The sequence below is a fragment of the Rhizobium sp. YAF28 genome (assembly GCF_052113285.1).
In the GTDB taxonomy this organism is placed as follows: Bacteria; Pseudomonadota; Alphaproteobacteria; order Rhizobiales; family Rhizobiaceae; genus Rhizobium.
The window spans coordinates 1-24,854 of record NZ_JBFRCX010000001.1 but is presented as its reverse complement, the minus strand read 5'-3'; the positions used below and the strand labels follow the sequence as shown (position 1 = coordinate 24,854).

Genomic DNA, 24,854 nt, shown 5'->3' with positions numbered 1-24,854 from the left:
ACTTCACCCCAACAACCATCCCCACGTTAGCCCTATCCCAACTCAAGAGGTTGGTTCATGGCTACCGTCGTCTCTATCTGCAATCTCGCCCTTTCCAATATCGGCAAGGACAATATCAACGATCTCACCGAAAAGAGCGCCGAGGCGCGCGCCTGCAATCAGTTCTATGCGCAGACCCGCGATGTACTGCTGCAATCCTTCCCTTGGGCTGTGGCGGGCAAGACCGTGGCGCTGGGCGCGCTCGACAATGACAAGCCGGGTGTGTGGCGCCACTCCTATGCACGGCCGGCCGATTGCCTGCAGATCCGCTGGATCAGGCCCCGTTATTCCGCCGATGCCGTCATACCGCCCGAAACACTGAAGCCCGATCTCGATGAGGCCGGGCGCGAGATGCAATATGCTTATGCGCTCGAGGGCGACCGGCTCTATTGCGATCTCTCGCCGGCGCTGCTGCGCTATACCTGCCGGCTCACCGACCCGACGAAATATTCGCCGCTCTTCATCGAGGCGCTCGCCTGGCATCTGGCCGTGCGCCTTGCCATGCCGCTGACGCGCGATCCGAAGATCCGCGCCGATGCGATGGCGCTGGCGCAGAGCAGCCAGCGGGCGGCCGAGCAGGCCGAGGCCAATCAGGTGAGGCACACGAGCGAGCGTTTCGTGAGCGAGCTGATCGCGGTGCGCGCCCATGGCTGATTTTCGCGCCTACCAGCCTTCCTTCACCGCCGGCGAACTTTCGCCCGCCCTCGGCGCCCGCGTCGATCTTACCAAATATCAGAGCGGCCTGCGCACGGCGCTGAATGTCTTCGTGCACCCGCATGGTGGTGTGTCGAACCGGGCCGGGCTGCAATTCGTCCACGAGATCAAGGACAGCTCGAAGCAGGCCCGGCTGATCCGGTTTCAGTTCAATACCGAGCAGACCTATATCCTCGAATTCGGTGACAAATACATCCGTATCTTCCGCGATGGCGGGCTGGTGCTGACGGGCGCCGCCCCTTACGAGGTTGCGACCGCCTATACGGCAGCAGACGTGCAGGACCTCGTGTTCGTGCAGGAAGCCGACGTGCTCTACCTCTGCCACGTCAATCACCCCGTACGCAAACTCGGGCGGCTGGCCGACAACAACTGGACACTGACGACGGTCCAGTTCAAGCCGCTGATCAACCCGCCGGCAGGAACACCTGTCGTCACCAAGCCCGGCGATACAGCAGGCAAGCCGGGTTATGTGGCAACCACATACCGCTACCGTGTCTCTTCCGTCGCCGATAGCGGCGAGGAAAGCCTGCCGTCCAATGCCGGCGCCACCGTCAACGACCTCGCCATCCAGGGCGGCATTAACCGCGTGGCCTGGAGCGCCGTTGCGGGTGCGGCGCGCTATATCGTCTACCGCGACGATAACGGCATTTTCGGCTATGTCGGCGGCACGACGGGCCTGAGCTTCGATGACGAGAACATCACGCCCGATCTCTCCGACACGCCGCAGAGCGGCCGCAACCCTTTCGATGCGGCGGGCAATTATCCGCGCTGCGTCACCTTCATCGAGCAGCGCCTCGCCTTCGCCTCGACACAGAACGACCCGCAGGCAGTCTGGCTCAGCCAGTCCGCCAATTACGAAAATTTTGGCGTCTCCTCGCCCGCAAAGGCAAGTGACGCCGTGACCTTCCGCATCCGCGCCCGGCAGGTGAACGAGATCCGCTCGATGATCTCGGTACGCGGCCTGCTGCTTTTGACCTCCGGTTCCGAATGGATCGTCACCGGCGGCTCGACCTCGGATGCGATTTCCCCCTCCGCCATCAAGCTCGATAACCAGGGCTATCGCGGAGCCGCCAAGGTGCAGCCGATCGTCGTCGGCAATACGGTGCTTTTTGCCCAGCGCCTTGGCGGCGTGGTGCGCGATTTCTCCTATGACTATACGCAGGACAGCTATGTCGGGAAGGATCTGACGATCCTTGCCCGTCACCTCTTCAAGGGCCGCGAGATATCAGCCTGGGATTATGCCCAGGCACCCGACTCCGTCGTCTGGGTGGTGCTTGATGACGGGGCGCTGGTGTCGCTCACCTACATGAAGGAGCAGGATGTCTGGGCTTGGACGCGCCACGAAAGCGGCCCCGGCAACGATGCCTTCTTCGAGGATGTGACCGTGATCGAGGAAGAGGGCGAGGACGTGCCCTATTTCATCGTCCGGCGCACGATCAATGGCCAGCAGAAGCGCTATATCGAGCGGCTGCACAGCCGCGCCTTCGAGGATGTGCAGGACGCCTTCTTCGTCGATTGCGGCCTCACCTATTCCGGCCCGCCGGCGACGGTGCTGAACGGGCTAAACCATCTCGAGGGCCAGACGCTCGTGGCGCTCGCAGACGGCAATGTCGTGCGCAATCTCACCGTCACAGGCGGCAGCGTGCGGCTGCGGAACGCGGCATCGAAGATCCATGTCGGCCTGCCGGTGACGGCGGCGATCGAGACGCTCGATCTCGATGTCGGCCAGGTGCAGGGCCTCGGCACCGTGCAGGGCCGCAGCAAATCCATCTCCGAAGTGACCTTCCGGGTGGAAAACACCCGCGGCATTTTCACCGGCCCTCAGGACGGCGAGCGCGACGGCGGCACGTTGGTGGAATACAAGCAGCGCCGCAACGAAAACTGGAACGAGGCGATCAGCCTCTATACCGGCGATCTCACCATCACCCCTTATTGGGACTGGAGCACCAGCGGCGCCATGTGGGTGAAGCAGTTCGATCCGCTGCCGATGACCATTCTCTCCATCATGCCGGATGTCACCCTTGGCCGCTGAAATCGCCATTATCGAGGCGCGGCCGAGCCATGTCAGGCAGATTGCCGCGCGCATGCGCTCAGCCGACCGCCACGAGGTTTTCGCCGCCTCCGGCCGCTCGCCGCTTTCGGCGCTCTCCTTTTCCTACCGCCACTCCTCTCAGGCGTGGACCGCCCTCTTCGATGGCCGGCCGGAGGTGATGTGGGGTGTCGGCGATATCAACATCCTGACCGGTATCGGTGCGCCCTGGCTGCTCGGCACGGACGCGGTGGAGAAGAATTTCCGCGGCTTTCTCAAGATCTCGCGCAATTGGCCGGCTCAACTGTTGAGCCGCTACGGCTTGCTTCGAAACTTCGTGGATGCGCGCAATACGATCTCCCTACGCTGGCTCGAATGGCTGGGCTTCCAGCTGTTCGAACCCGTCGAGATCAACGGGCATCCATTCCGGCTATTCGAAATGGGAGAAGCGGATGTGTGATCTTGGTCTTGCGCTGACACTGGGGTCGACGCTTCTCGGCGCCGCCGGCCAGGTGCAGCAGGCAAAGGCGACGGCGGAGGCGAACAAATACAACGCCCAGGTCGCCGAAATGAATGCGCAGATCGCCGACAAACAAGCGAAGGACGCGATCGAGCGCGGCAAGCAGGAAGAGCAGCAGAAGCGCCTGCAGACCTCCCAGCTCGAAGGCCGCCAGAAAGCCGCGATCGCCGCAAACGGCGTCGATCTCTCCTTCGGCTCGCCGCTGGATACGATCGTCGACACCGCCAAGATGGGGGAGATCGATGCGCTGAACGTGCGCACCAATGCCTATCGCGAAGCCTATGGCTACAAGGTGCAGGGCACCAACCAGCTGGCAAGCGCCAAGCTGGACCGCATGCGCGCCGACGCCGCTGTGAAAGGCGGCTATCTCGATGCCTTCGGCACGATCCTCGGCGGCACGGGCAAGGTCTACACCCAGGCAAAGACCCTGGGCTATATCAAGTGAGGTGATGCATGCCGACAGTTCCGACCTATCAGGATACGCAACAGCACGTCCCGCTGCGCCCCGAATATACCGAGGGATTCACCGTGCAGGCCGATGCAGAGGCTTTCGGCTCCGCCATCGGCAAGGGCATGCAGGGGCTCGCAACCGGCATGGGCACGCTCGGCGAAGCCGTGGTGGAGGTGGAGAAGCTTGATAATGCCAATGCCGCCAAGGATGCACAGACGAAGCTCAACGACTGGCAGCGCGAGCAGCTTTACGGCAAGAGCGGCTTCCTGACGCTGACCGGCCGCGCCGCCGTGGAAGGCCGCGCCACCTTCGAAAAGCTTGCCGAGCAGAAGCGCGCCGAATTCGGCAAGGGCCTGACGCCGGGTGCCGCCCGCACCTATGAAGAGACCAGCCGCGCCAGCATGAACACGTTGCTGGACAGCACGATCCGCCACACATTCGACCAGCGCAAGGCATGGTTTGCCGAGACCTCGGCCAACAGCATCAAATCCGCCAGCGCCAATGCCGTCGCCGTCTATAGCGATCCGGCCAAGGTCGATGCCGAAATCCGCAAAGGCGTCACCGAGATCGAGCATCAGGGCCACATGCAGGGCTGGAGCAAGGAAAAGCTCGACCAGGAACGCGCCCGATACGTCTCCGACACGACGAGGAACGTGGCGCTGCGCATGGCCAATGACAGCCCCATCGAGGCCGAGCAATATGTCAAGGACGCCGGCGACAGGATGCTGCCGGCCGACAGCACCGCAGTGCTGATATCGCTGGAACCCGCAGTCCAGGACGAAAAGGCCAGACACAACGCCACCGACATTATCGCCGGCCGGCTGCCGACCTATACGGGCGCGCCGGATGCCGGTGCCGGCCCCTCGCCCGCCGCACCGGCTGCAAACGCCGATGCCGTCACGGGCGGCCGGCCACAGACAGGTGGCCCCACTCAGCCTTCCGTCGCAGGCGCAAGAACCACCGGCCTCGAAACGGATGGCGCCGGCAGCACAACCGGGAGAGCACGCACGCTCGGCGCGCGGCCTTCGGCGGGCAAGACCGCAGCCCTGCAAACCGCCGGCAATCGAACCGCTGTCTCGCCAACCACCAGCCCGCAGTCAGACACGCCTCAGCCCAAACCCCGCCAGCCTAGCGGCCCCGAAGATTTCCGCACTGTCGCCGCCACGCTCGCCTTCCCCGGCAAAGCGAAGGACGATCTGGCACTGGCAGGCTTCGTGAAAAATGCCGCCGGCAACACGGTCGATCCCTCGCTCAGGGGCTGGCTGAGCGATGTCACAGGCGCCCTCCTGGGCACCGCCGCAGCGCCTACCAATCTCGTCGGCAGCGCTGCTGCCGACGCCACAAGCTTCCGCCATTTCGGCCTGCCGACGCAGACACCCCACCCCGGAGACATCGTCGTGCTCGGCCCGCAGCAAAAGAAAGGCGCCGGTAGCAACAACGGCACCGACAAGGGTCAGATCGGCTTCTTCCGCGGCTACGATGCCGACGGCAACATCCTCGTGCTCGGCCCCGATCCGAGGCAAACAGGCGATACGGCGCTAACCGCCCACGCCGCAAACGAGGTCGTCAGTTTCCGCACATCCGGCACCGTCGACGAAAAGACCATGACCCTGCCGAACTACAATCCCGAGGGCCTGCGCAGGATCGAAGAGAGCCTGAACAGCATCACCGACCCGGCGCTGCGCGCCGCCACTGAAGCCCAGCTCAACGCCTATACCGTCTCGCAGAAGAAGGCGCTCGACGCCCAGCGCGTGCAGGTGCAGGAATGGGCAAACAACCAGGTCATCGCAGACCCGACCTTCGACCCGACGAAACTGCCCGTCCACATCCAGCAGGCCATCCGCCCATCCGGCTTGCTTACGCTGCGCGACTACAAGGAAAAGGTCCGCGCCTATGGCCAGCCGGCGACGGATACGCAGACGCTCTACGACCTGCAGACCGAGTTCGCCAGGGATCCGGCCGCCTTCTCGCAAATCGATCTCCTCGAATACCGTCCCAAGCTCTCTGACAAGGATTGGGAAAAAGTCACCGGCTGGCGACAAACGGCACTCACCGACCTGCGAAAGGCCCGGCTCGAAAGCCTCGATATCAATACCGCCTTCGAACTCGCGAAACCCCAACTGGAAGCTCTTGGCCTCCTCACTCAGGACGGCGGCTTCGCCACCTCCTATAGTGTCCCGCGCCGCGTTGCCGAATTCCGGTCAGCACTCCTCGATCAGATGGATGTATTCAAGGACAAGAACGACGGCCAGAACCCGACCCAGAGCGATACCCAGAAAATGATCAACCGCCTGCTGTTCCCGATCGTCGTCAGCACGCCGAACTCTTTTTTCAGCGGCGGAACTCCCGCAAAGAGCTCCGGCTACCTCTATCAGGTCAACTCGCTTACCGACGATCAGAGCTACGATATCGCCGTGCAGTATGAAGATATTCCGCGCGATCTCAGGATGGAGTTTGAAGCCGAACTGACGAAGAAAAACGGCAAGAAGCCTACGCAGGATGAAGTTGCAAACGAGTATGAATTATTCAAGCTCAATCGCTGACACCCTGCATCAGTGAAAACCAAACGTCTTTATCCTCGCAGGAAAGTATGGCCAACGCCTCACTTCCCAACTGACGCCTTCTCGAACTGAACCTTGAGCCGCTCCACCGCCTCGGGCGACCACCCCGGCGGGTCCGTCACCGCAAGCCACGCGTCGACATAGTGCTGCGGCGCATAGACATGGCCGTAGCCCATCGGTGATGTCGTGGCGATCATGGCGTCGAAGCCGAGCTGAAGGGCCGTGACGATCGGATACCAGCGGAAAGCTGACAAGACATCAGGACTTCTCTCACCCACATGAAAACGCAGCGATCAAGGCGCCTGCTGTCACGGCCGCGAACAAGGCCCGTCTGCCCGGTGACGAAGCAAGACCATCTCGCGCTCGAAGCGGATTGGCCAGGTCAGGCCGACAACCTTCCTGAGCCTATGGTTCAGGAAACCAGAGGTACAATCACATGACCATTTCGAGCGAGATAAACCGATCCGGCCCCTATAATGGGGACGGCGTCGCCACGGCTTTCGAATACAAGTTCAAAATCCTGGAGCCCCATCATCTGCAGGTGATCCGGACGGATGCATCGGGCACGGATTCAATCCTGGTGCTCGACGCCGATTATACTGTGACCGGCACTGGCAATGATGGCGGCGGAAGCGCGGTCATCGTCCCCGCCCCGGCGGCCGGCACCAAGATAACTTTGCTGCTGGACGTGCCCTTTACCCAGGAAACCGACCTGGAAAACCAGGGCGCCTATTATGCGGAGACCGTCGAGCAGGCGCTCGACCTCGTTGTGATGAGGCTCCAGCAGCTCAAGGAAAGAGCGGCCCGCGCAGTCACCATTCCGCCGTCATTCGATTCAGCAACGATCGACAAGCTGATTGCAGACGTTCTGACGCTCAGCGACAAAAGCGATGCGCTCGAGGCCGTTGCCGCCGTCTCGCAATATTTGGAAACTGTGGCTGATATTGCTGATGACATCCCTGATGTTGCCGGCCTCACACAGACCGCCCAGCAGAAAGCCGCGGAAGCCGCTCAGTCGGCAACGAACGCAAATGCCAGCGCCGGCCTCGCGACCGCCTACGCAACGAATCCGGAAGATGTCGCGATCCCCGGTTCGGGCGGGCTGTTTTCCGCCTTTCATTGGTATCGGAAGACGTTGGCGATCTACAATGCCGTCGCCAATACGCTCGCCGGCTGGCTTCACGGCGCAGCTGCAAAGACCGACATCATAGATGGCGACGAGTTCGCCATCGCCGACAGCGCGACAGGCTGGGGCCTGAAAAAGGTTCTCGCGGGTAGTATTGTCAAATATGTGGCGTCAGCGCTCGGGCTGGACTTCATGGTCGGCTTTGTGCCAGCCTACTCCACCGCGACAACCTTTACCGTAGCGGCCGGCTTCGGGTTCTTCGGAGGCAGGAAGCATACCACAGCTGGGGATGCCTCCTGCAGTCTCGCAGCCGTCTTCGGGACAGGCCCGGGTTGCCTGGATACCGGCACGGTGCAGCCTGGTAAGACCTACTTCGTGTACGCCGTGAGGAGCCTGGCGGATGGGAGCACCAAGTTCGTCGCCTCATTGTCGGCCGTCGAAGGCGGGGTCGCGGTGCCCTTGGGGTGGGAGCTGTTCTCTGGTAGCCGGGTAGGCATAATCCTGACGAACAGTTCCGGAAACATCGTCACGTTCCAGCAGTCGGGCAATCGGGTACTTGTCACGAGTGACTTGCTCTATTCCAGCACATCGGGCAATGCGACATGGACACTCCTCACCCTTCCCAGCTGTCCGATGGGTATCTCGGTGGATGCCTTGGTATTTATCGACATAAGCACAGGGACGAATGGTGACGCCATCTCCGCTATAGGCCCAGTATCCTCTCTCTTCACTGGCCTGATGATTGCTCGTAGCCGCGCCACGGGTAACTCAGGAGGTGGCGGAACTGAACTTGGGGCTCTAACCCCAGTCAGGACGAATGCCTCGGCTCAGGTAATGCGCGAGGTGGACATAGCCGGTACAGCAAGTGTGGCAGCATACTTGACAGGCTGGGATGATTGGCAAAGCAAGAGGTTTTGGGCATGACCACGGTTTATGTAAGACAGGACAGTGAGGGAAAAATCCTCGAAATTCTGGGGGCTCCGCAACCAGGGATGCCAGATGTCACCCCTCACGACGACCAGGAACCCTTAATCGCCAAATTCCTCCGCGACCCGCTCGGCCTCGAAGACGCCTTCCCTTCCCTCAAGAAATGGCAGCTCTGGCTCGCTGCACTCGAACTCGAGCCGCCGGTTTTCAAGGCCGATGTCCTCTCCCTCGTCAACGGTATGGCTGACATGTCGGTGAAGGACAAGGAAACCGTGCGCATCATGATCGAGGACGCCCAAGAATATTCCCGCAACGATCCTCGCATCGATCTGCTCGCGGTGGCCATGGGCATTCCGCCGAACCAGATGGACGATCTCTGGAAATGGGCGGCCCAGATCGAGCCTTGACGATGTAGGTTGTCGTAAAATAGCAGGCCGGGACCAGCCAATCCGGCCGGCCCCGCTCGCCAATGACCTTATTGCGGCAGCGGCTTGCCCGTCTGCTCGGCCATCATGTATTCCGCATACCAGTCCGGCCAGTTTTCGTCATGCTTGCCGCCATTGCGCTTCTCATGCTCGCCATGGGCTTCGGCTGCCCGGCGCAGCCCTGCAGCAAGGTCTTTCGCCGTGCCGAAGGCGGCAAGGTCGGAGGTGATGCGACCCGGCAGCCGGGCGGTGATTTCCTGGAAGAGCCAGCCGTTGCCGTCAGGGTCGCTGAAGGAAGCGAAGGAGCGATAGCTGCCGCCGTCGGGATCAGGACCGCTGACCCGGCGCAGGCCGAAGAGATAGGGCACGTCGGGCCCGCTATAGACCTCGCCCTCGGGATGAAAGGCCTCGCTGACCTCCACACCGCGCGCTCGCAACTCTTTGCGGGTCGCCTCGATATCGGAGACTATGAGATAGAGCCCCTGCGCGGAGCCTGGTGCCGCCGGTGTCACGTTTTTCCCGAAGATGACGGAGGCGTTCGAGCCCGGCGGGGTGAACTGGATCACCCGGTAATTGTCACCAGAGGAATAATCGGCATCGAGGCGCCAGCCGAGCCCGCCGTAAAATGCCTTGGCCCGGTCGACATCCGAAACGGGCACGACAATGATCTCCAGCTTCATCTCGCTCGTGCCGTTGCCGGTCATATTGCTTGCGCTGCTCATGATCTTCCCCCTCCATTGTCACTACGACGGTGTTGTTGATGATGGCGATGCGGCGAATGCATCGCCCGCCCCCACTCTACCACGTTGCGGGCCGATGATCTCTGCTCACGCCTCCCGCGGCATCGCCTTGACGAAATCGATGAAGGCGCGCAACGGCGCCGGCACCAGCCGCCGGCCGGGATAGTAGAGGAAAGGGCCGGAAAAGCTTTCCCACCAGGGCTCCAGCACCGGCTCCAGCGCGCCGCTTGCAAAATAGGGTTTCAGCCAGTCCTCGAAGGTGAAGACGACGCCGGTTCCGGCAACGGCCGCATCGACGGCGAGATCCGTGCCGCCGCCATTCTGGACGATCAGCGGGCTCGGCGGATCGACCCTGATGATCTCACCATTGCGCTCGAACTCCCAGACCGGGATGGCGCGGCCGGCAAAACGCCCGCGGATGCAGGCATGTCGAAGCAGATCCCGCGGATGCTCCGGTCGCCCGTGTTCTGCGAGATAGGCGGCTGAAGCACCGCCGGCATAACGCTGGACGCGCGGGCCGATCGGCACGGCGATCATGTCCTGTTCCAGCCGCTCGTCATAACGGATGCCAGCATCGCAGCCTGCGGCAATGATATCGACGAAATTCTCCTCGGTGACGATTTCGAGGCGGATATCCGGATAAGCTCTTAGAAACGCGGGCACGATGCGCGGCAGCACCAGCCGCGCCGCGCTGACCGGCACATTGAGCTTCAGCGTACCGGCCGGCCTATCGCGAAAATCTTTGACGAAATCGAGCGCCGCATTGATCTCGCTGAAGGCGGGGCCGAGCCGCTCCATCAGCCCGCGGCCGGCCTCCGTCGGCACCACGCTGCGTGTCGTGCGATTGAGCAGCCGAACGCCAAGTTCCGCCTCCAGCCGCCGCACCGCATCGCTGAGCGCCGATGAGCTCATATGCCCTGCCCGCTCCGCCTCGCGGAAACCACCGGCCCTTGCCACAGCGAGAAAAGCGCTGACATCACTGATTTCTGGCGAACCTTGCTTCATAATCCTGATCTCACCGATTGTCCTCCATACAGGACAGCCCGTCCGGATTATAGCCAATTGTCGCAGCAATGATACGGGCCTATCTCCCTCGTGCCTTCAATCGGGGCCTGCCTTCAATCGGAGAAGAGATTTCATGTCCACTGTCGAAAAATCCGGAACCTTCAAGCTCGGCGACCGCGCGGTCAAGCGCATCGGCTACGGCGCCATGCAGCTCGCCGGCAAGGGTGTCTTCGGCCCGCCGCGGGATCGAAACGAGGCGATCGCCGTGCTGCGCGAAGCAGTCGAAAGCGGCGTCGACCACATCGACACCAGCGATTTCTACGGCCCCTTCGTCACCAATGAGATCATCAGGGAAGCGCTGCACCCCTATAGAGACAATCTCGTCATCGTCACCAAGGTCGGCGCGCTGCGCGGCGCCGACGCCTCCTGGAATCCGGCCTTCTCGAAGGAAGAGCTGACCGCGGCAATCCACAGCAACCTGAAAAACCTCGGCCTCGACGTCATCGAGGTGGTGAACCTGCGCGCCATGTTCGATGTGCATGGTCCGGCCGAAGGCTCGCTCGAGGCACCGCTGACGGCTCTCGCCGAACTGCAGCAGCAAGGCCTGATCAAGCATATCGGCCTCTCGAATGTAACCGCAAAGCAGGTGGATGACGGCCGCAAGATCACCGACATCGTCTGTGTCCAGAACCAGTACAATCTCGCCAACCGTGAGGATGACGCCCTGATCGACAAGCTTGCTGCCGAGGGCACGGCTTACGTGCCCTTCTTCCCGCTCGGCGGCTTCTCGCCCCTGCAGTCCTCGACGCTCTCGGATGTCGCCGCCCGCCTCAGCGCCACGCCGCTGCAGGTGGCGCTCGCCTGGCTCCTGACGCGCGCGCCGAACATTCTGCTCATCCCCGGCACATCCTCGCGTGGTCACCTCAGGGAAAACCTCGCAGTTGCCGATATCGAGCTGCGCGATGATGTAATGGCTGAGCTCAACGGCATTGCCGCTGCGTAAGGCGCCTGACTCTACGCAAGGCAACAGATGGCGGCGGATCATCCGCCGCCGTCCAGGAAGTCGCGTCACAGCCTCCTCACAGGCACCTCCCCAGATTGACGAATCGCGCCAGCATCGACATCTTCTGGCTCAGGCGTGGCCTGCGCCCAACCTCCAACGATCCTCCCCGGCAGGGTCTTTCAAACGGAGGCAAAGGGACTTCCGTCTCGGGTTCGAAAACCTTGGTCCGATCGCTCGGGCGTGGTTGCCGGGGAACATGCGTCCGTGACGGAAAGGCCCGACAATGACCCGAAACGGAAACTTCAAACGCAGGGTACGCACCCGCGCCGCAAAGACCGGCGAATCCTATACTTCAGCCCTCAGCCACATCCGTGCGCCGCAAACAACATCCCAAACAGAACCGCAAACGGATGGGCCAGCCGGCAAATCCCTGCGACTGGCCGTTGCCCAGACCACGGTCCGCCTTGACCCGCGCGATGCCGACGCCTTCCGCGCCAACGGCGCCGAAATGCGCCGCCTCATGCGCCAGGCACGCGATGCCGGCGCCCGCCTCCTCCACTTTTCCGAGGGAACGATCTGCTTTCCCAACAAGCGCATCCTCTCCGAAATCGGCCCCGCCGAGATCGGCGCTGCCGACTGGAGCCGTTACCAATGGGAGGTTCTACGCGAGGAACTGGAGGAGATAAGAAAGCTCGCAAGGGAGCTCAAACTCTGGACGGTCTTCGGCGCACCCCACCGGCTGACCCCGCCGCACCGGCCACATAACAGCCTCTACGTCGTCTCCGACCGGGGCGAGTTGGTGACGCGCTATGACGAGCGCCTGCTCTCCCACACCAAAATCTCCTTCATGTATTCGCCGGGCAAGATCCCCGTCACCTTCGAAGTGGACGGCCTGCGCTTCGGCTGCGCTGCCGGCATGGAGTCGCACTATCCCGAAATCTTCATCGAATATGAAAGGCTCGATGTGGACTGCGTGCTCTTCTCGACATCGGGAGAAACACCCTCCGCAGCCCCGCCCTTTGCCGCCGAAGTGCTGGGTCTCGCCGCCAGCAACACCTATTGGGTCAGCTACGCCTCCCACGCCCCGCAGAGCGTGATCGCCCCCTGCGGGATCGCTGCTCCCAATGGCCAATGGGCAGCCCTCTGCCCAGCGGACGGCACGCCCGGCATCGCCTTTGCCGACATCACCACCAATCCGGAGAACCCCGCGCGGCCCTGGCGGCGCACCGCCCGCGGCGATCTCTACCGGCTGCACCAGATCGAAGGCGACCCCAGAAGCGACAGCCGCGAGGCGTTCTGAAGTCCATAGCCGGCGGGCAAATTGCCCGTCGGCATCCGATCGCGTCCGACTACGCCTTTCGCAGGAATTGCAACTATCAGTGAAATCCCTATCGTCGAGCCCGAAAGCCGACCACGGGAGATCTGATGTGGAGACTTGAGCGGGCTGCGTGGTAAGCCCAGCCCGTCTGCCATGTCCTCTCTCATCGAGCCCCACTATGGATGAGACCAGGAAGGACCTTGTTCAGGCGTCAATTGCACCCCGATCCTCCAAAGACCGGCAGCGACTACGGCTCGCCCTCAGCGCATTTGCCGAAAATGATCCATCCATCACTTGGCCATCCATCACTTGGATTGAGGCTGAAACCGGCAACGCGCTCCTGAGAGCCGCAAACGAAGCCGATCTCGCCATCGCTCTCGATGAGATCAAGCGCGCCTACGCAATCGACGCCGACATCAGTCCGCCGAAGGTCGTCTACCGGGCGACCATCGCGCGGGTCACCGAGATCGACTACACCCACAAACGACAGATCGGCGGAACCGGCGAGTTCGCCCGCATCAAGCTGACCGCCACAGCAAACGATATCGGCCGAGGCTTTAAATTCCGGTCAGAGATCGTCGGCGGCGCGGTGCCGGAAGCCTATATTCCTGCTGTCGAAAAAGGCCTGCGATCGGTCATCGGCCCAGGCATGATCGCCGGTGATCCCGTCGTCGATATCAGCGTCATCCTGTTCGATGGCGCCTTCCACGATATCGATTCTTCACCCCTCATCTTCGAAACCGCCGCGCGTATGGCGATGCGCCAGGTGCTTGATATGGGGGAGCTTGTCATTCTCGAGCCGGTCATGCGGCTGGACGTCGTCACCCCGGCAGACTACGCCGAGTTGATCGCCGCCGATCTGCGGGCGCGGCGCGGCCGGATCGAGCGGCTGAATCTGGATGAAGACTCTGCCATCATCCACGCCCTCGCCCCGCTGGCAAACCTGCTCGGCTACGGCAACCAGCTCAATGCCCGGTCCGATGGACGGGCAAGCTACAGCAGGCGCTTCGACCATTATGACCGGGTTCCGCCCGAGCATCCCGAACCACCATTCCGGCCGGCGGCAGCGATGCGCTTACAGCGATGCAAAAGACGCGGCCCGCCCCACCCTCATTGAGCGAGATGTTTGAGGTCACCGAGATAACCGAGGCCCGCGAGCACAAGCACGACAATCAAGCCGGATAGCACCCCTGCGAAGCGATCTGCGCTTTTGCGTCTCACAAAACGGACGATGAAAAATGCGATCAACCCAACGACGAACGACGGCAGAGATCCGCCGATCATCTCGCCGATAAATCGGGGCGCCCCTGCCGCCGGATAGGTCGCACCCGTCGCGATGAACCGCGCGACAGTGCAGACCAGCGCGGCCGCCGCCAGGATCGCAATTCCCGCTCCCACGCCACCTTTACTCCCCGCCGAAGCCCCACTCATATCAGTCCCGTTTGCCATCGGCATCCCTCCCTCGATTTATAAAACAACCCTTCCGCACCTACCCCTGTCTCTCGGCCGAACGGGAGACAGTCATGGATAGCATGCAGGACAATAACGCCTTGTCGCGGAAGCGGGACCAGAAGGCCGCAGCCACCGCAAGCAGCATTATTCAATCCTCGGATGAAAATCCAGATGAGGTTGCGGGTAACCTTAGTTTCGCGCGTAAGTTTTCAGAAACGACAGGAAAACCCGTCTCTCCACAGATGATCACGGGGAATCGCGAGCTTCTTCAGGGAATTATCGACGCCGAACGCAATAGACTTATTCTGTCTATATCGCCGCGGACGGCAACTTGGCTTAGCGAAAACCCCACCGCAGCAGTGTTGGCGAAGGACGATATCTACAACCTTGGTTCTTTCGAAAAACTGGCGCAGAAGTTAGGCCAGGTTCCCAAGGCTTTCGGCGAGCCGAACGATCCCGCAGCAAAGCTCAATGCTCGAGCCTCACGACCCGTCGGGCCTTCCACAGGTCCGACGGCGCCAAATTGGCCACCAGTCAACCAGATCCCACCGACCACCGCTCCGTTCATTACCACGTTCACGCTTCCCGTTGCGCCGACGTTGGAACCCTCCGCTCCAGCGATAGAGAATGGCAGTTCCGAAACACCGTCCACCACGCCTGCCGCAGGTCCAGTTGCGCAAGCGCCCTCAACAGGTGTCCCGCCCCCATCCACCTTACAATCCACGCCTTCCGTCACAGGATCTGCTCCTGAAACGAGCATGCTTCAAGGATGGGAGAACGCACTCATTCGCGGCCTAATCAAGCAAAAGCAGAAATACCATACGTTTATGCTGGATTTCACTGCAGACCCTGCTGGCGACCGCACAATGCCATTTTGGCAAATCGTTGATAGCGAGCGAGCTGTCTTCCATACCCGCAGCAGAGACATTAAAGAGTGGATAGGACCGGACGCACTCTTTCACGCTGCAGTGCGATACAGCAGCGCCCGCATCATGGATTTCATGATAACCGATGAGGACGCGGCTGCCAGACACTATCTCGAAGCTCTTGCGGAAGACATCGCGGCTGTAAAGGCTTTACCCAAATCGTCACGCGCAGCTAGCGTCGAAAAGTCGATAAACGTCGAAGGAGCATCCTTTCCGCAGACCCTCATGAATGCGGGCTCCGCTGTCTGGAACGACCCTGTGGGCGCTCTCTCTATGACTGCCGAGAATACAATTGAAGATCTGCCACAAGCCGTGCCCGGCATCGTAGCCGGCGCGGTAACCAAAGATCCCCGTATCGTATTCGCCGCTGACGCTGTAACGAACTACCTTGATGAATATTTGACCGCTCAAGCCGATTACTTCGAAGAGATCGGCATAGACATCTCAAAGCCCGAAGACAGAGAGCGGGTTCTCAAAGACCCCTCTATACTGAAGGCGGCCAGAGAAAGAGCCGTATCTCGCGCGAACGCGCTTTTTTTAGTTGATACCTTATCGGGCGGCCTGTTCGAAAAACTCGGAATCAAGAAGCCGTTTCGTGAAGCCGCTGCAGATACGCTCCGCGAAATGATTACCGCCGGTGCGGGCGAACTTTTCGCAAGACTCGCATCCGGACAAAAGATCGACTGGGGCGCCATTGTCACTGAAACTATGAACCCTATTGCAATTGCTCCGAAAAAATTCGGCGATGCAACTCGCGAGTCGGTCAGCAACCACAATCAAGCCATCACATCCGCAGGAACCTCACCCGCCCCCACGACGCCTGCAACTCCAGTTCCGGTGGCGCCCGCGGCATCTGCACCGACGACCACGGCGTCGTCGACAACACCAGCTGCCGCATCAACAACACCCGCGGCCGCAGCACCCATTCCCACGGGACCTGCAGCACATGCGGCCCAGGGAGCCGCAGCACCTGTCCCTAAGGCGGCACCTGCGGCAACTGCACCCGCAGCCACGGCACCTGCAGCCCAAGGGGTCGCAGCTCCGACAGCCGACCCCGCGACGCCCGCTGCCCTAGCATCCACGTCCAACACGTCGGCAACACCAGCCACTGCGCCCACAACACGATCGGCTCGAACACCCAAAACCGATCGCATCAAAATACAGGGCATCTCAAAGGCTTCTGAAAGTTCATCGTTTCGCAGGCGCTCTCCGGAAGATTTTCACAAACTCGCGGAGGCTTACCTGGAAGGTACGTCGCTCCAAACCCTCTACATTCCCATCGACAACTTCGCGAAACAACTGAAAGCAACCGGCACCGATCTGCATAGTTTTGCCGCCAATACACGTGGCATGTCTGTCCATGACCTAGATGTGTCGTTGGCAACCGGAAGTGCAGTCAAAATTCCCACCGCCACCTACGCCACGGACTATGCTGGCGGGAACCTCGACGGGATCTTTCAGGAAAATTCGAGCTTTGATCCCCATACGCCCACAGCCGCTGAAGCAAAATCTCCGCAGCCAGCAACACAACGCAATAATTTCAATCCGAGAGGTGAGCGGATCGCTCCCTACAGGAATGCCATCGACCACACCACCCGGCGGCTTATCGAGCGCGATCTGGCTGCACGTATCCGGAAAAACATTGCCGACACGAATGCGGTGTCGGAGTCTGGAAAAGATCACGCGCCCGTCACACCCGTTCTAAAGAAGACGGGGCGCATCGGAAACTCCGGAAATACAAAGCGCTACCCCGCTGGGCTGAGCCTCAAAAGCCCCACTGACCAACCCTGACCTTCAGTAGATTTCCCGAGGGGATTCATGTTGAAAAATTCGACCAATCGTTCGGCCGATGGTGAAGCCGTATCCACACAGCCTGTTCTTGGCGTCTCAGTGGTGGAAGCCGATGTTCCCGCTGCTACATCCTTTCTCTTCCACCGCCCGGAGGGCACATCGGCAGATGCAATCCACCTTCCGGTCGGCACTGATGGCGAGACCATCATCGATGTCTTCGGCAGATCCAGCTTTTCCGCGCTGTTTCACGGGGCGAGCCGGTACTTCCTTGAAATTGTGCAGGACATGGCCCCACGCGATATTGACTCCGGAGCCGAAACCCTTGCCCATCTTGAAAGCTGGTGGCGCGAAAACGCCGCTGCTCTAGCCGCAGATGCCAAACGCGTCGAACCCGGCTTCAAAATCATCGCGAAAGACGTGCTCGTCGCGCTCGATCGCAGCACTACCGGGAGTCCAGCAAAGGACACCGCCATCGATGCCGGTATGCAATCCTTCTTCGCACGCGCTGCTGAAACCTACCTCATCGAAGGCAAGGCACCCTCACCCGAGATGCGCGGCGTCTTCGAACAGTTCCGCGACTGGCTGCTCTCGGTCTATCTGCGGCTGGCCTCGTACAACATCTCCCTCGCCCCTGATATCGCCGCCATCTTCTTCCGCATGCTCGCCTGCGACACGGCAATCGACATGGCCCAACAGGATGTCGGCGGCGATGAACCCGTCTTTGCCGGCGCCGAGACCGCTGGCCTCACCCAGCCGCAATACGACCACCTGCTGAAGCTGCGCGCGCTCGCCGCGCAGGAGGCGAAAGCGCGGCTGTCACGCCAAATGATGGAGCCTGTGCGGCGCGAGGAGCAGAAGGTCTATCAGGCAGAAAAGGCAGCCGTGCAGCGCGAGGCGGAGAAGGAGATCAACGCCACCAGCCTCTACCGCGCCATCGAATGGATGGCGAACCGGCACTGGCTGGATGCTGAAACGCCCGCACCGGCAGGTGACATCCATTTCGACAAGACTGCCCTCGTAGCACGCTATGGTGCGGCCGTTCTCAACGCCCTGCCACAGGGCGAGCACCCCCTCTATGCCGATGAGGGCGGGCTCGATCCCGATATCGTCGCAGATCTCTTCGGCCTTGGTTCCGGCGATGAGCTGGTGGCGGCCATGGCGCTGGCGCCGGCCCGCGCGGATGCGATCGCGTTCGAAGTCGAGCGTGTCATGCTGCAGCGCCACGGCGATATGCTGATCGATGGTTCGGCCGAAGAGCGGGCGATTGCCGCTGTCCATAATGACAGGCGGGCGCAATGGCTGGCGGCCGAACTGAAGGCGATCGTCGAGGTCGCCGATGGTGGCGAGGGGCTGACGGTGGCCGAGGCCGAAGCCTATGCGCTTTCGGCCACCGCCGGCATGGAGGTCGGCGATGCGATGGACGGTGCGCGCTTCCTCGCTGCCGGCCGGCGCACCGGCCTGGAGGCGGCCCGGATCGGCCTTGAGCTGGCGCAGGATGAAAGCTGGCGAGAGAGGGCAAGCCGGGGGGGGCGCCGGCGAAGGCGAGGCGCAGACGGCCCCTCACCCCGATCAGGACGAGCGGATCGGCAAGCTGATCACGGCCAAACGCCGTCAGCTTCTCAATCATGCGATCTATGCCGAAAGCCTCAAGGTGGCCCGCGAGGTCGAGGAATTCGAGGCTGATGCCGCGCGTCTGGCAAGCGGCCCGGCACGCGAAAAGCTTGCCGAGGCGAGCCGCCGCGACAATGGCCACATTGATTATCTCGGCGCGATTGATGCCCTGCTCGAGCGCTACGGCCTTGGCGGCGAAACAAATGGCCGGCAAGCCGGGCAGAATGATCCGCGCATGGTGCTGAGAAACTACATCCTGGCCATGAAGGAAGCCAGCCGGGAAAACGAGCTTGCCATTGCCGATAGCGTGCTGATCGCCTCCGGGCGCCAGTCCTACAAGGAGATCACGCTGGAGCGTTTCCGCGCCGTCATGGCTGCGGTGAAGAATCTCAAACATGCAGCAGAGCGCGCCAGCCGGCTGACCGATGCCGATGGCGAGGCGGATTATGACGAGACCGTCACCGCGCTCGCCGACGCCATCGTCAAGACCTCGCCACCCGCCGACGACGGATTCCTGAACCTCCCGCATCTCGATCACGCGCTGGAAGCAGGCGCCCAGTTGCGGCAGATCGGCGGCATCGCCTATCAGGCCATCAAGGCGCCGCTCGATGCAGCTGCAAAGAGGCTTGCGCAACGCAGGCAGAAGGCCGCCGCCGACCTGCGGGCGCTCTACGATGTCTATTCGCCTGAAGAGATCGGCGAGATGCGCAAGCCCCGTTACCTGCCGGCCCTCGGCCAGTCCCTGTCAAAATGGGAGGCGATCGCCATTGCGCTCAATACCGGCAATGATGCAAACCGCCGGCGACTGACGGATACTCGCATCCCCGGCGCGCTGGATGAGGCCGGACTTGGCGCCGTGCTCGCCTCGCTGGATGAGCGCGACGCGGACTTCGTGCAATCCGTCTGGGATTTTCTTGGCCGTTTCCAGCCCGATATCGCCGCGCGCGAAAAGCGCCTGACCGGCATCGCGCCGCAATGGGTAGAGCCCGCCCCGATCACCATCGCCGGCAAGGCGCTGAAGGGCGGCTACTATCCGCTTGCTTATGATGGCGCGGACGCGGCGCCAGATCGGGCGCAGGCGCTGGTATCAGGCCGCGTCACCAAGTCGCAAACCGAGGCCGGCCACGGCCGGTCCCGCGCCGATCTCATGGCCGGGCCGCTCGATCTCGATATCGCCGTGATGCACCGGCACGTCAATCATCTGCTCTACGATCTCGAATTCTGCGAGCCGCTTGCCAATGCCAGGCGCCTGCTGGACGATCCCAAGCTGGGGGCCGCCTTCGTGCGGACCAAAAACTTCGCAACTTCGCACCGCCTTAAAGTCTGGCTGGACGAAGCCGGCGCCGGCGAGCTGCGCGCCGCAGATGGCATCGGCCGCATGGCACGCCTCATGAAGAAGAACCTCACCGCGACAAGCCTCGCCAATGATCTCGCGACAGCGCTTTCGCACCGCTACCGGCTGGACGACATCATCGCCGCAACAGGCAGGGGCGATTTCGCCACCGCGCTTCAAGATGCCTTCCGCCCCGGCATCATCGACCAAGTCACCATCCGCTCGCCCCTCATGCTGGGTCGTCAGGCTTTTTCGGATGCCCGAACGGCGTGGGAGACGTTGGCTCGCTGGCTTGAGGAGACGCTGCGATATTGTTTCATCGAGATACCGGCCTGGCTCGCGCATTATCACAAGGGCCTCAAGCAATTCGGCGGGGATGAAGCGAATGCCCTTGCCCATGCCGATACCTCCATGCAGCAAGCAATATTCAACCCGTTCCCGGCCCATGCCGGCGGGGGCGAAACCCTACGCATCTTCAAGGCCCTCGGCGCACATCTTGCGGAGAAGTTCAAGGCTAGCGCCGGAGGCATAAATCAGAACGCCGCAGCCATCGATCAGAGCGCTGAAGCCACCGATCAGGACGCGGCCGCCCGGCAGGGCATTGCGCTCGCCATGGATCTGATCGCGCTCGCCATGACGGACAGGGTGTTTACCGCTGCCCTCGGCGGACACGATCGTGACGTGACATGGCCGGCATATCTCGCAGAGCATACCGGCTATTCAGTCATGGCCGCCCTGCCCGAAATCCGCCATGCGCAAAGCCCGTCCGCGGGCACGGCGAGCGATACGAGCGATACAAGGGCGCTCGCAAAGGCCATTCGCCCGCCGCGCGGCGATCTTGGCATCGGCAACGAGCATATCACCGAAATCCTCGAAGCCACCGGCCTCTCGGCGGAGTCGCCCGCCGACGCGATGCTCAGCACGGCGAATGCCGGCCTGGCAAAGATCGCGGGGCAGTGATTTTCGCTCTCAACCGTTCGCCCCCTATCCATGATGCCAAAAGAGGAATGGCATCATGGACGAAACAACCCGCAACGAGCTTGAAAAGCTGCATGGCAGGATCAACGATTTGAAGGAGCGTGTCGTCTCGCTGGAAGCGCAGCAGCCGCATATCAATGCCGCCCTGCTGCGCATCGAAGGCAGCGTCGAGAAGCTCGCAAACCGCATCGGCAAGGCGCTCTGGGCAGTCGTCGCCATCGTGCTGGCACCGCTCGCAGGCCTGCTGATCAAAGTGATTGCGTCCGGCGCGCTCGCCCGCTTTCTCTAGAGCAATTCCAACAAAAGTGCGTAGTGGTTTTGCGTAAGGAATTACGTAAAAACAAAGAGATATAGTATTTTCCTGATCTAAACTCTCCGAGTTCAGCCCGACAACCCTTCCCAGGCCATCCTGCCGCCATTCATCACCACTCAGGGCAGCAGACATGACCCTCGTCTTCATCCGCATTCTCCTGCGTTACCTCGCCGCCGTCCTCGTCACCCGCGGGCTGATCGCACCCGATCTCGGCGAGATGATCTCACGCGATCCCGATATCGCCATGGCCCTTCAGGTCGCCTCGGGCGCGTTCATCGCGGCAACAGCTGAAGGCTGGTATTACCTGGCGCACCGCTGCGGATGGGCGAAATGAAGTGGCTGACGGACCTGCTGCTCGGCGGCATCATCGAGAAATTCACCGGCCCGCTGCTTGCTGCCTATCAGGCGAAACTGGAGGCTGAGACCGATCAGCAGATGCTTGCCGCTGCGGAAGTGATCAAGGGCATCGAGACCGCCCGCGACATCGCCGTGGCCGAAGCCGCCGACCGCTGGAGCGCCACCCGTCTCGGCCGTCCTCTCATCGTCATCCCCTTCGGGCTCTGGTGGGCTGCGATCTACATGGTGCAGATCCTCAATCCCTGGTTCGGCCTCGATCTCGTCGTCATCGACGTGCCGCCGCGCATCAACGACATGGCGCTGGTGCTGATCCCGGCCATCGTCATCGGCGATGCCGGGGCACTCTTGGCACGGCGATTGAACAGATAGGCAAGACACCGCCTCAACCATTGCCTGCCATCATCACCCCATCAAGAGAGCGACGGGTTGGGGGCCGAATTCCTCCGGTGACCTTGCGAAACGCCTTCGGCCGGCGCCAGGCGCTCTCTTGATACCCCATTCCAGGAAAACCCGTGATCACGCAGCTAATGCCGCTAATGGCCGCCTTCGGCCCGAAGCGGACGAAATTTCACGATGAGCCTGAAAGGATACCGATAGCGCGGTCGAATATCTTTTGATCGACATGTCCTGCGCCAGGAATGATTTCCATCCTCCACGCAAGTTGTCCCCCGCATGAGGTCGCAAGGCCCTGGCAGAGCTTAAAATGCCACAGGCCGCGTGCAAGGCGATGTGGGCCTTGCGCCATGGCTTCGTCGTTGCGTGGAAGATCAAAAGCTGTTCCATCGCAGTCGCACTCCCCAAGCAAGATGGTCAAGCGCGCACCGAAATATCGGTTGAGTGCGATCTCATCCAGATCAAGACCACCCATTCCGCTCGGATACGCGACTTCCAGATCGGGCAGCATATAGATTCCACTGTTCGATGCGACCGCCTGGTCGACAAGGGCGGCTCCGTTCAGTGCCAGATAACGGAGAACAAACTGGGAGCCTGCTGAGTTGCCGAATAACCCAAAGGTTTCTCGGCGCGATCCCAGGCTGTCTCTGACCTGTTTGAACAGCCTGTCTATAATGCCGAAGGTCCAATGTTCCCGTGGAAGGACCGCAGCGTCACGGCCATCAGGCCTCACATTTCCATAGTTGTAGGCATATACATCCGGAAACGCCTCCATATCGAATTCAGGAACGAGAACCATCATTTGGTGGGGGTCTGCGGGTTGCGTGAGCACATCTCGAAAATCGGATGCTTTGCGGTCAAGTCCGTGCATTCCAACAGCGATACGGGTGTCGGCGGTGATTTTGTCAGGTAGGAAATAGAAAACGCGCAGAGACTGCCGCTTCCCTGCCGCGTGGTCTTTGAAGACAAAGGAGCCAAAGCGATCGCTCGCAGAAAATACGTCTAACATAACCATCGATCCGTCGTTAAGAACTTTGCTGAAATCACTTGAAATTACGGATCAGTTGCTCTGTTTGCAACGTTCGCTTGTGGCGCGAAGCTGCCTCGTGCCTTGCCGGCATCTCCCGGCGAATTTCGCAAAGCCTTCGTTCACCTATGCTTATTCTAGGCTCGTTTCGGTATCAGGGAGAAAAGACGCCCACCATGCCCGCCAACCCGCATGAAACCGATAGCACGCTGACCCTTGTCTCCGCCGAGGAGCGGCCAGATCTCATCCCCGCGTTCGCCGAACTGGGGGCGGCCGTCTGGCCGAAATTCATCGGCAGCGACGCGGTCGTCGAAAGAGACTGGGACAGCCTGTTTTCTGAGCGCCTGCGCCGCCACCAGTTTCTCATCCTCGGCCGGGACGCGCACGAAAACGAGAGGGTTCTGGCGACATCGAACAGCATTCCCTTCCATTGGCCCGAGCCCGATGATGAAACCTCCCTACCCGACGAGGGGTGGGATGCGGTTCTCACAACCGGCGTCGAAGCCGCCGCATCCGGGCAAAAGCCCAACGCTCTCTCCGCGCTCGCCATCGTCGTGGCGCCCGACATGCGCGGCTCGGATCTCGCCGAACGCCTGATCGCCAACATGAAGGACAGTGCCCGGCAAAGCGGCCTCGATGCGCTCGTCGCACCCGTGCGGCCCACGAAGAAACCGGCTTATCCGCTAACGTCCTTTGCCGATTACATGGGCTGGACGACAGCCGACGGCGCGCCCTTCGATCCGTGGGTGCGCAAGCATTGGCAGCTTGGCGCGCGGATCGCGAAAATTGCACCGCGCTCGATGCGGGTTCAAGCGCCGCTGTCGCAATGGACGGAATGGAGCGGGCTGCGCTTTCCCGTATCAGGGCCGTATCATGTAGAGGGCGGGCTGGCGCCGCTGATGGCCGATTGCGATACTGGCCTCGGGCTCTATGAGGAGCCGAATGTCTGGATGCGGCATAGGCTGGAGGTTTCCGCGCGCTGATGGTGCGGACGGCTATCAGGCATGTCTCCAATCGATGACGCCGAGGCTATGGGCATAAAAAGCGCACGCTCCAGCGTCCGCCAACGCCGTTTCCCGGACAGGAACAATCAACAGCCGAGTGCATTCCCTCATCGACCCAAGGAGGGACCAATGTCACGCAAGACCGAAAAAACTGCCGCATCCGCCACAGTGACCATCCACGATCAGCGCCTTCACAGGGGCGTCGGCGGCGAGCTCCACCAGATCGCCGAAGAGGGCGCCGAGGTCTTGACGACGTCACAGGGCGCCCCCGTGGCGGACGATCAGAACACGCTGAAGGTCGGCCCGCGCGGACCAGCCCTGATGGAGGATTTCCATTTCCGCGAAAAGATATTCCACTTCGACCATGAGCGCATTCCCGAGCGCGTGGTCCATGCCCGCGGTTACGGGGCGCACGGTTTCTTCGAGACCTATGAATCCCTGTCGAAATACACGAGGGCCGATCTCTTCCAGCGCCCCGGCGAGAGGACGCCGGCCTTCGTGCGCTTTTCCACCGTCGCCGGCAGCAAGGGATCCTTCGATCTCGCGCGCGACGTGCGCGGTTTTGCCGTGAAGATCTATACCCAGGAAGGAAACTGGGATCTGGTCGGAAACAATATTCCGGTCTTCTTCATCCAGGATGCTATCAAGTTTCCGGATATCATTCATTCCGTCAAACCCGAGCCGGACCGCGCCTTTCCCCAGGCGCAATCGGCCCACGATAATTTCTGGGACTTCATCTCGCTGACCCCGGAAAGCATGCACATGATCATGTGGGTCATGTCCGACCGCGCGATCCCACGATCGTTCCGCC

22 protein-coding genes are annotated in these 24,854 nt (G+C 61.5%); 17 read left to right on the top strand and 5 right to left on the bottom strand.

Annotation, left to right across the window (positions count from 1 at the left end):
• Positions 1-57: 57 nt before the first annotated feature.
• Genes AB4Z13_RS00110 through AB4Z13_RS00090 form a run of 5 tightly spaced genes read left to right on the top strand, consistent with a single transcriptional unit; the run spans position 58 to position 6,296 of the window.
• A complete protein-coding gene (locus AB4Z13_RS00110) occupies positions 58-693 on the top strand; it encodes a hypothetical protein (RefSeq protein ID WP_442205407.1) in 636 nt (211 codons plus the stop codon).
• Entirely contained in the window at positions 686-2,785 is a 2,100-nt protein-coding gene (locus AB4Z13_RS00105) for a hypothetical protein (protein ID WP_442205406.1), read from the top strand. The genes AB4Z13_RS00110 and AB4Z13_RS00105 overlap by 8 nt, the downstream gene beginning before the upstream one ends.
• Positions 2,766-3,242, top strand: coding sequence for a hypothetical protein (locus tag AB4Z13_RS00100; protein WP_442205405.1), 477 nt, complete (start codon positions 2,766-2,768; stop codon positions 3,240-3,242). Before AB4Z13_RS00105 ends, AB4Z13_RS00100 begins: the two co-directional genes overlap by 20 nt.
• Positions 3,235-3,747 (top strand): virion core protein, T7 gp14 family, encoded by a 513-nt coding sequence (locus tag AB4Z13_RS00095; protein WP_442205404.1) that lies wholly within the window; start codon positions 3,235-3,237, stop codon positions 3,745-3,747. Before AB4Z13_RS00100 ends, AB4Z13_RS00095 begins: the two co-directional genes overlap by 8 nt.
• A gap of 8 nt (positions 3,748-3,755) precedes the next feature.
• Positions 3,756-6,296, top strand: a complete 2,541-nt coding sequence (locus tag AB4Z13_RS00090) for a hypothetical protein (RefSeq protein ID WP_442205403.1) — start codon at positions 3,756-3,758, stop codon at positions 6,294-6,296.
• Positions 6,297-6,355: 59 nt separating this feature from the next.
• On the opposite strand, the gene AB4Z13_RS00085 is transcribed toward AB4Z13_RS00090, so the two are convergent.
• The gene (locus AB4Z13_RS00085) at positions 6,356-6,592 is read right to left on the bottom strand and encodes an alpha/beta-hydrolase family protein (RefSeq protein WP_442205402.1); all 237 of its coding nucleotides are present in this window, start codon (positions 6,590-6,592) and stop codon (positions 6,356-6,358) included.
• A gap of 158 nt (positions 6,593-6,750) precedes the next feature.
• On the opposite strand from AB4Z13_RS00085, the gene AB4Z13_RS00080 reads away from it, so the two are divergent.
• Entirely contained in the window at positions 6,751-8,364 is a 1,614-nt protein-coding gene (locus tag AB4Z13_RS00080) for a hypothetical protein (protein ID WP_442205401.1), read from the top strand.
• Complete coding sequence (locus AB4Z13_RS00075; RefSeq protein WP_442205400.1) at positions 8,337-8,774, top strand: hypothetical protein; 438 nt, start codon at positions 8,337-8,339, stop codon at positions 8,772-8,774. The genes AB4Z13_RS00080 and AB4Z13_RS00075 overlap by 28 nt, the downstream gene beginning before the upstream one ends.
• A 68-nt stretch (positions 8,775-8,842) precedes the next feature.
• Here AB4Z13_RS00075 and AB4Z13_RS00070 read toward each other — a convergent pair whose 3' ends face one another.
• On the bottom strand, positions 8,843-9,514 hold the full coding sequence (locus AB4Z13_RS00070) for a VOC family protein (RefSeq protein ID WP_442205399.1): 672 nt from the start codon (positions 9,512-9,514) through the stop codon (positions 8,843-8,845).
• 105 nt (positions 9,515-9,619) lie between these two features.
• The gene (locus AB4Z13_RS00065; RefSeq protein WP_442205398.1) at positions 9,620-10,537 is read right to left on the bottom strand and encodes a LysR family transcriptional regulator; all 918 of its coding nucleotides are present in this window, start codon (positions 10,535-10,537) and stop codon (positions 9,620-9,622) included.
• A 133-nt stretch (positions 10,538-10,670) separates the two neighbouring features.
• On the opposite strand from AB4Z13_RS00065, the gene AB4Z13_RS00060 reads away from it, so the two are divergent.
• The 3 genes from AB4Z13_RS00060 to AB4Z13_RS00050 all read left to right on the top strand — a co-directional run bounded on the left by AB4Z13_RS00060 (position 10,671) and on the right by AB4Z13_RS00050 (position 13,975).
• Positions 10,671-11,540 carry an aldo/keto reductase family oxidoreductase gene (locus AB4Z13_RS00060; RefSeq protein WP_442205397.1) on the top strand — a complete coding sequence of 290 codons (870 nt, stop codon included), beginning with the start codon at positions 10,671-10,673 and terminating at the stop codon, positions 11,538-11,540.
• A 283-nt stretch (positions 11,541-11,823) separates the two neighbouring features.
• Entirely contained in the window at positions 11,824-12,840 is a 1,017-nt protein-coding gene (locus tag AB4Z13_RS00055; protein ID WP_442205396.1) for a carbon-nitrogen hydrolase family protein, read from the top strand.
• Positions 12,841-13,036: 196 nt separating this feature from the next.
• Positions 13,037-13,975, top strand: a complete 939-nt coding sequence (locus AB4Z13_RS00050; RefSeq protein WP_442205395.1) for a hypothetical protein — start codon at positions 13,037-13,039, stop codon at positions 13,973-13,975.
• Here the strand turns inward: AB4Z13_RS00050 and AB4Z13_RS00045 are convergent.
• The gene (locus AB4Z13_RS00045; RefSeq protein WP_442205394.1) at positions 13,969-14,307 is read right to left on the bottom strand and encodes a hypothetical protein; all 339 of its coding nucleotides are present in this window, start codon (positions 14,305-14,307) and stop codon (positions 13,969-13,971) included. The genes AB4Z13_RS00050 and AB4Z13_RS00045 overlap by 7 nt on opposite strands.
• 74 nt (positions 14,308-14,381) lie before the next feature.
• Between AB4Z13_RS00045 and AB4Z13_RS00040 the strand changes: the two genes are divergently transcribed.
• The 5 genes from AB4Z13_RS00040 (at position 14,382) to AB4Z13_RS00020 (ending at position 21,988) form a co-directional block, all read left to right on the top strand.
• Positions 14,382-17,027 (top strand): hypothetical protein, encoded by a 2,646-nt coding sequence (locus AB4Z13_RS00040; protein WP_442205393.1) that lies wholly within the window; start codon positions 14,382-14,384, stop codon positions 17,025-17,027.
• Positions 17,028-18,522: 1,495 nt separating this feature from the next.
• Positions 18,523-20,931, top strand: coding sequence for a hypothetical protein (locus tag AB4Z13_RS00035; protein WP_442205392.1), 2,409 nt, complete (start codon positions 18,523-18,525; stop codon positions 20,929-20,931).
• Positions 20,932-20,986: 55 nt separating this feature from the next.
• Complete coding sequence (locus AB4Z13_RS00030; RefSeq protein WP_442205391.1) at positions 20,987-21,238, top strand: hypothetical protein; 252 nt, start codon at positions 20,987-20,989, stop codon at positions 21,236-21,238.
• Positions 21,239-21,392: 154 nt separating this feature from the next.
• Complete coding sequence (locus AB4Z13_RS00025) at positions 21,393-21,596, top strand: hypothetical protein (RefSeq protein WP_442205390.1); 204 nt, start codon at positions 21,393-21,395, stop codon at positions 21,594-21,596.
• The gene (locus AB4Z13_RS00020; RefSeq protein ID WP_442205389.1) at positions 21,593-21,988 is read left to right on the top strand and encodes a hypothetical protein; all 396 of its coding nucleotides are present in this window, start codon (positions 21,593-21,595) and stop codon (positions 21,986-21,988) included. The genes AB4Z13_RS00025 and AB4Z13_RS00020 overlap by 4 nt, the downstream gene beginning before the upstream one ends.
• Positions 21,989-22,187: 199 nt before the next feature.
• On the opposite strand, the gene AB4Z13_RS00015 is transcribed toward AB4Z13_RS00020, so the two are convergent.
• Positions 22,188-23,021: a hypothetical protein gene (locus AB4Z13_RS00015; protein WP_442205388.1), complete on the bottom strand. Its 834-nt coding sequence runs from the start codon at positions 23,019-23,021 to the stop codon at positions 22,188-22,190.
• A 194-nt stretch (positions 23,022-23,215) separates the two neighbouring features.
• Here AB4Z13_RS00015 and AB4Z13_RS00010 point away from each other — a divergent pair, with 194 nt between their 5' ends.
• A complete protein-coding gene (locus AB4Z13_RS00010; RefSeq protein ID WP_442205387.1) occupies positions 23,216-24,022 on the top strand; it encodes a hypothetical protein in 807 nt (268 codons plus the stop codon).
• A gap of 150 nt (positions 24,023-24,172) precedes the next feature.
• A partial coding sequence (locus tag AB4Z13_RS00005) for a catalase (protein WP_442205386.1) occupies positions 24,173-24,854 on the top strand: 682 nt, incomplete at its 3' end.

Bases quoted from the DNA above. Each gene is read 5' to 3' on its own strand.
- AB4Z13_RS00095 (WP_442205404.1), top strand. From the start codon at position 3,235: ATGTGTGATCTTGGTCTTGCGCTGACACTGGGGTCGACGCTTCTCGGC.
- AB4Z13_RS00105 (WP_442205406.1), top strand. From the start codon at position 686: ATGGCTGATTTTCGCGCCTACCAGCCTTCCTTCACCGCCGGCGAACTT.
- AB4Z13_RS00035 (WP_442205392.1), top strand. From the start codon at position 18,523: ATGAAAGCTGGCGAGAGAGGGCAAGCCGGGGGGGGCGCCGGCGAAGGC.
- AB4Z13_RS00090 (WP_442205403.1), top strand. From the start codon at position 3,756: ATGCCGACAGTTCCGACCTATCAGGATACGCAACAGCACGTCCCGCTG.
- AB4Z13_RS00050 (WP_442205395.1), top strand. From the start codon at position 13,037: ATGGATGAGACCAGGAAGGACCTTGTTCAGGCGTCAATTGCACCCCGA.
- AB4Z13_RS00080 (WP_442205401.1), top strand. From the start codon at position 6,751: ATGACCATTTCGAGCGAGATAAACCGATCCGGCCCCTATAATGGGGAC.
- AB4Z13_RS00100 (WP_442205405.1), top strand. From the start codon at position 2,766: ATGTCACCCTTGGCCGCTGAAATCGCCATTATCGAGGCGCGGCCGAGC.
- AB4Z13_RS00055 (WP_442205396.1), top strand. From the start codon at position 11,824: ATGACCCGAAACGGAAACTTCAAACGCAGGGTACGCACCCGCGCCGCA.
- AB4Z13_RS00110 (WP_442205407.1), top strand. From the start codon at position 58: ATGGCTACCGTCGTCTCTATCTGCAATCTCGCCCTTTCCAATATCGGC.
- AB4Z13_RS00045 (WP_442205394.1), bottom strand. From the start codon at position 14,307: ATGGCAAACGGGACTGATATGAGTGGGGCTTCGGCGGGGAGTAAAGGT.
- AB4Z13_RS00060 (WP_442205397.1), top strand. From the start codon at position 10,671: ATGTCCACTGTCGAAAAATCCGGAACCTTCAAGCTCGGCGACCGCGCG.
- AB4Z13_RS00065 (WP_442205398.1), bottom strand. From the start codon at position 10,537: ATGAAGCAAGGTTCGCCAGAAATCAGTGATGTCAGCGCTTTTCTCGCT.
- AB4Z13_RS00015 (WP_442205388.1), bottom strand. From the start codon at position 23,021: ATGTTAGACGTATTTTCTGCGAGCGATCGCTTTGGCTCCTTTGTCTTC.
- AB4Z13_RS00025 (WP_442205390.1), top strand. From the start codon at position 21,393: ATGACCCTCGTCTTCATCCGCATTCTCCTGCGTTACCTCGCCGCCGTC.
- AB4Z13_RS00070 (WP_442205399.1), bottom strand. From the start codon at position 9,514: ATGAGCAGCGCAAGCAATATGACCGGCAACGGCACGAGCGAGATGAAG.
- AB4Z13_RS00020 (WP_442205389.1), top strand. From the start codon at position 21,593: ATGAAGTGGCTGACGGACCTGCTGCTCGGCGGCATCATCGAGAAATTC.
- AB4Z13_RS00040 (WP_442205393.1), top strand. From the start codon at position 14,382: ATGGATAGCATGCAGGACAATAACGCCTTGTCGCGGAAGCGGGACCAG.
- AB4Z13_RS00030 (WP_442205391.1), top strand. From the start codon at position 20,987: ATGGACGAAACAACCCGCAACGAGCTTGAAAAGCTGCATGGCAGGATC.
- AB4Z13_RS00010 (WP_442205387.1), top strand. From the start codon at position 23,216: ATGCCCGCCAACCCGCATGAAACCGATAGCACGCTGACCCTTGTCTCC.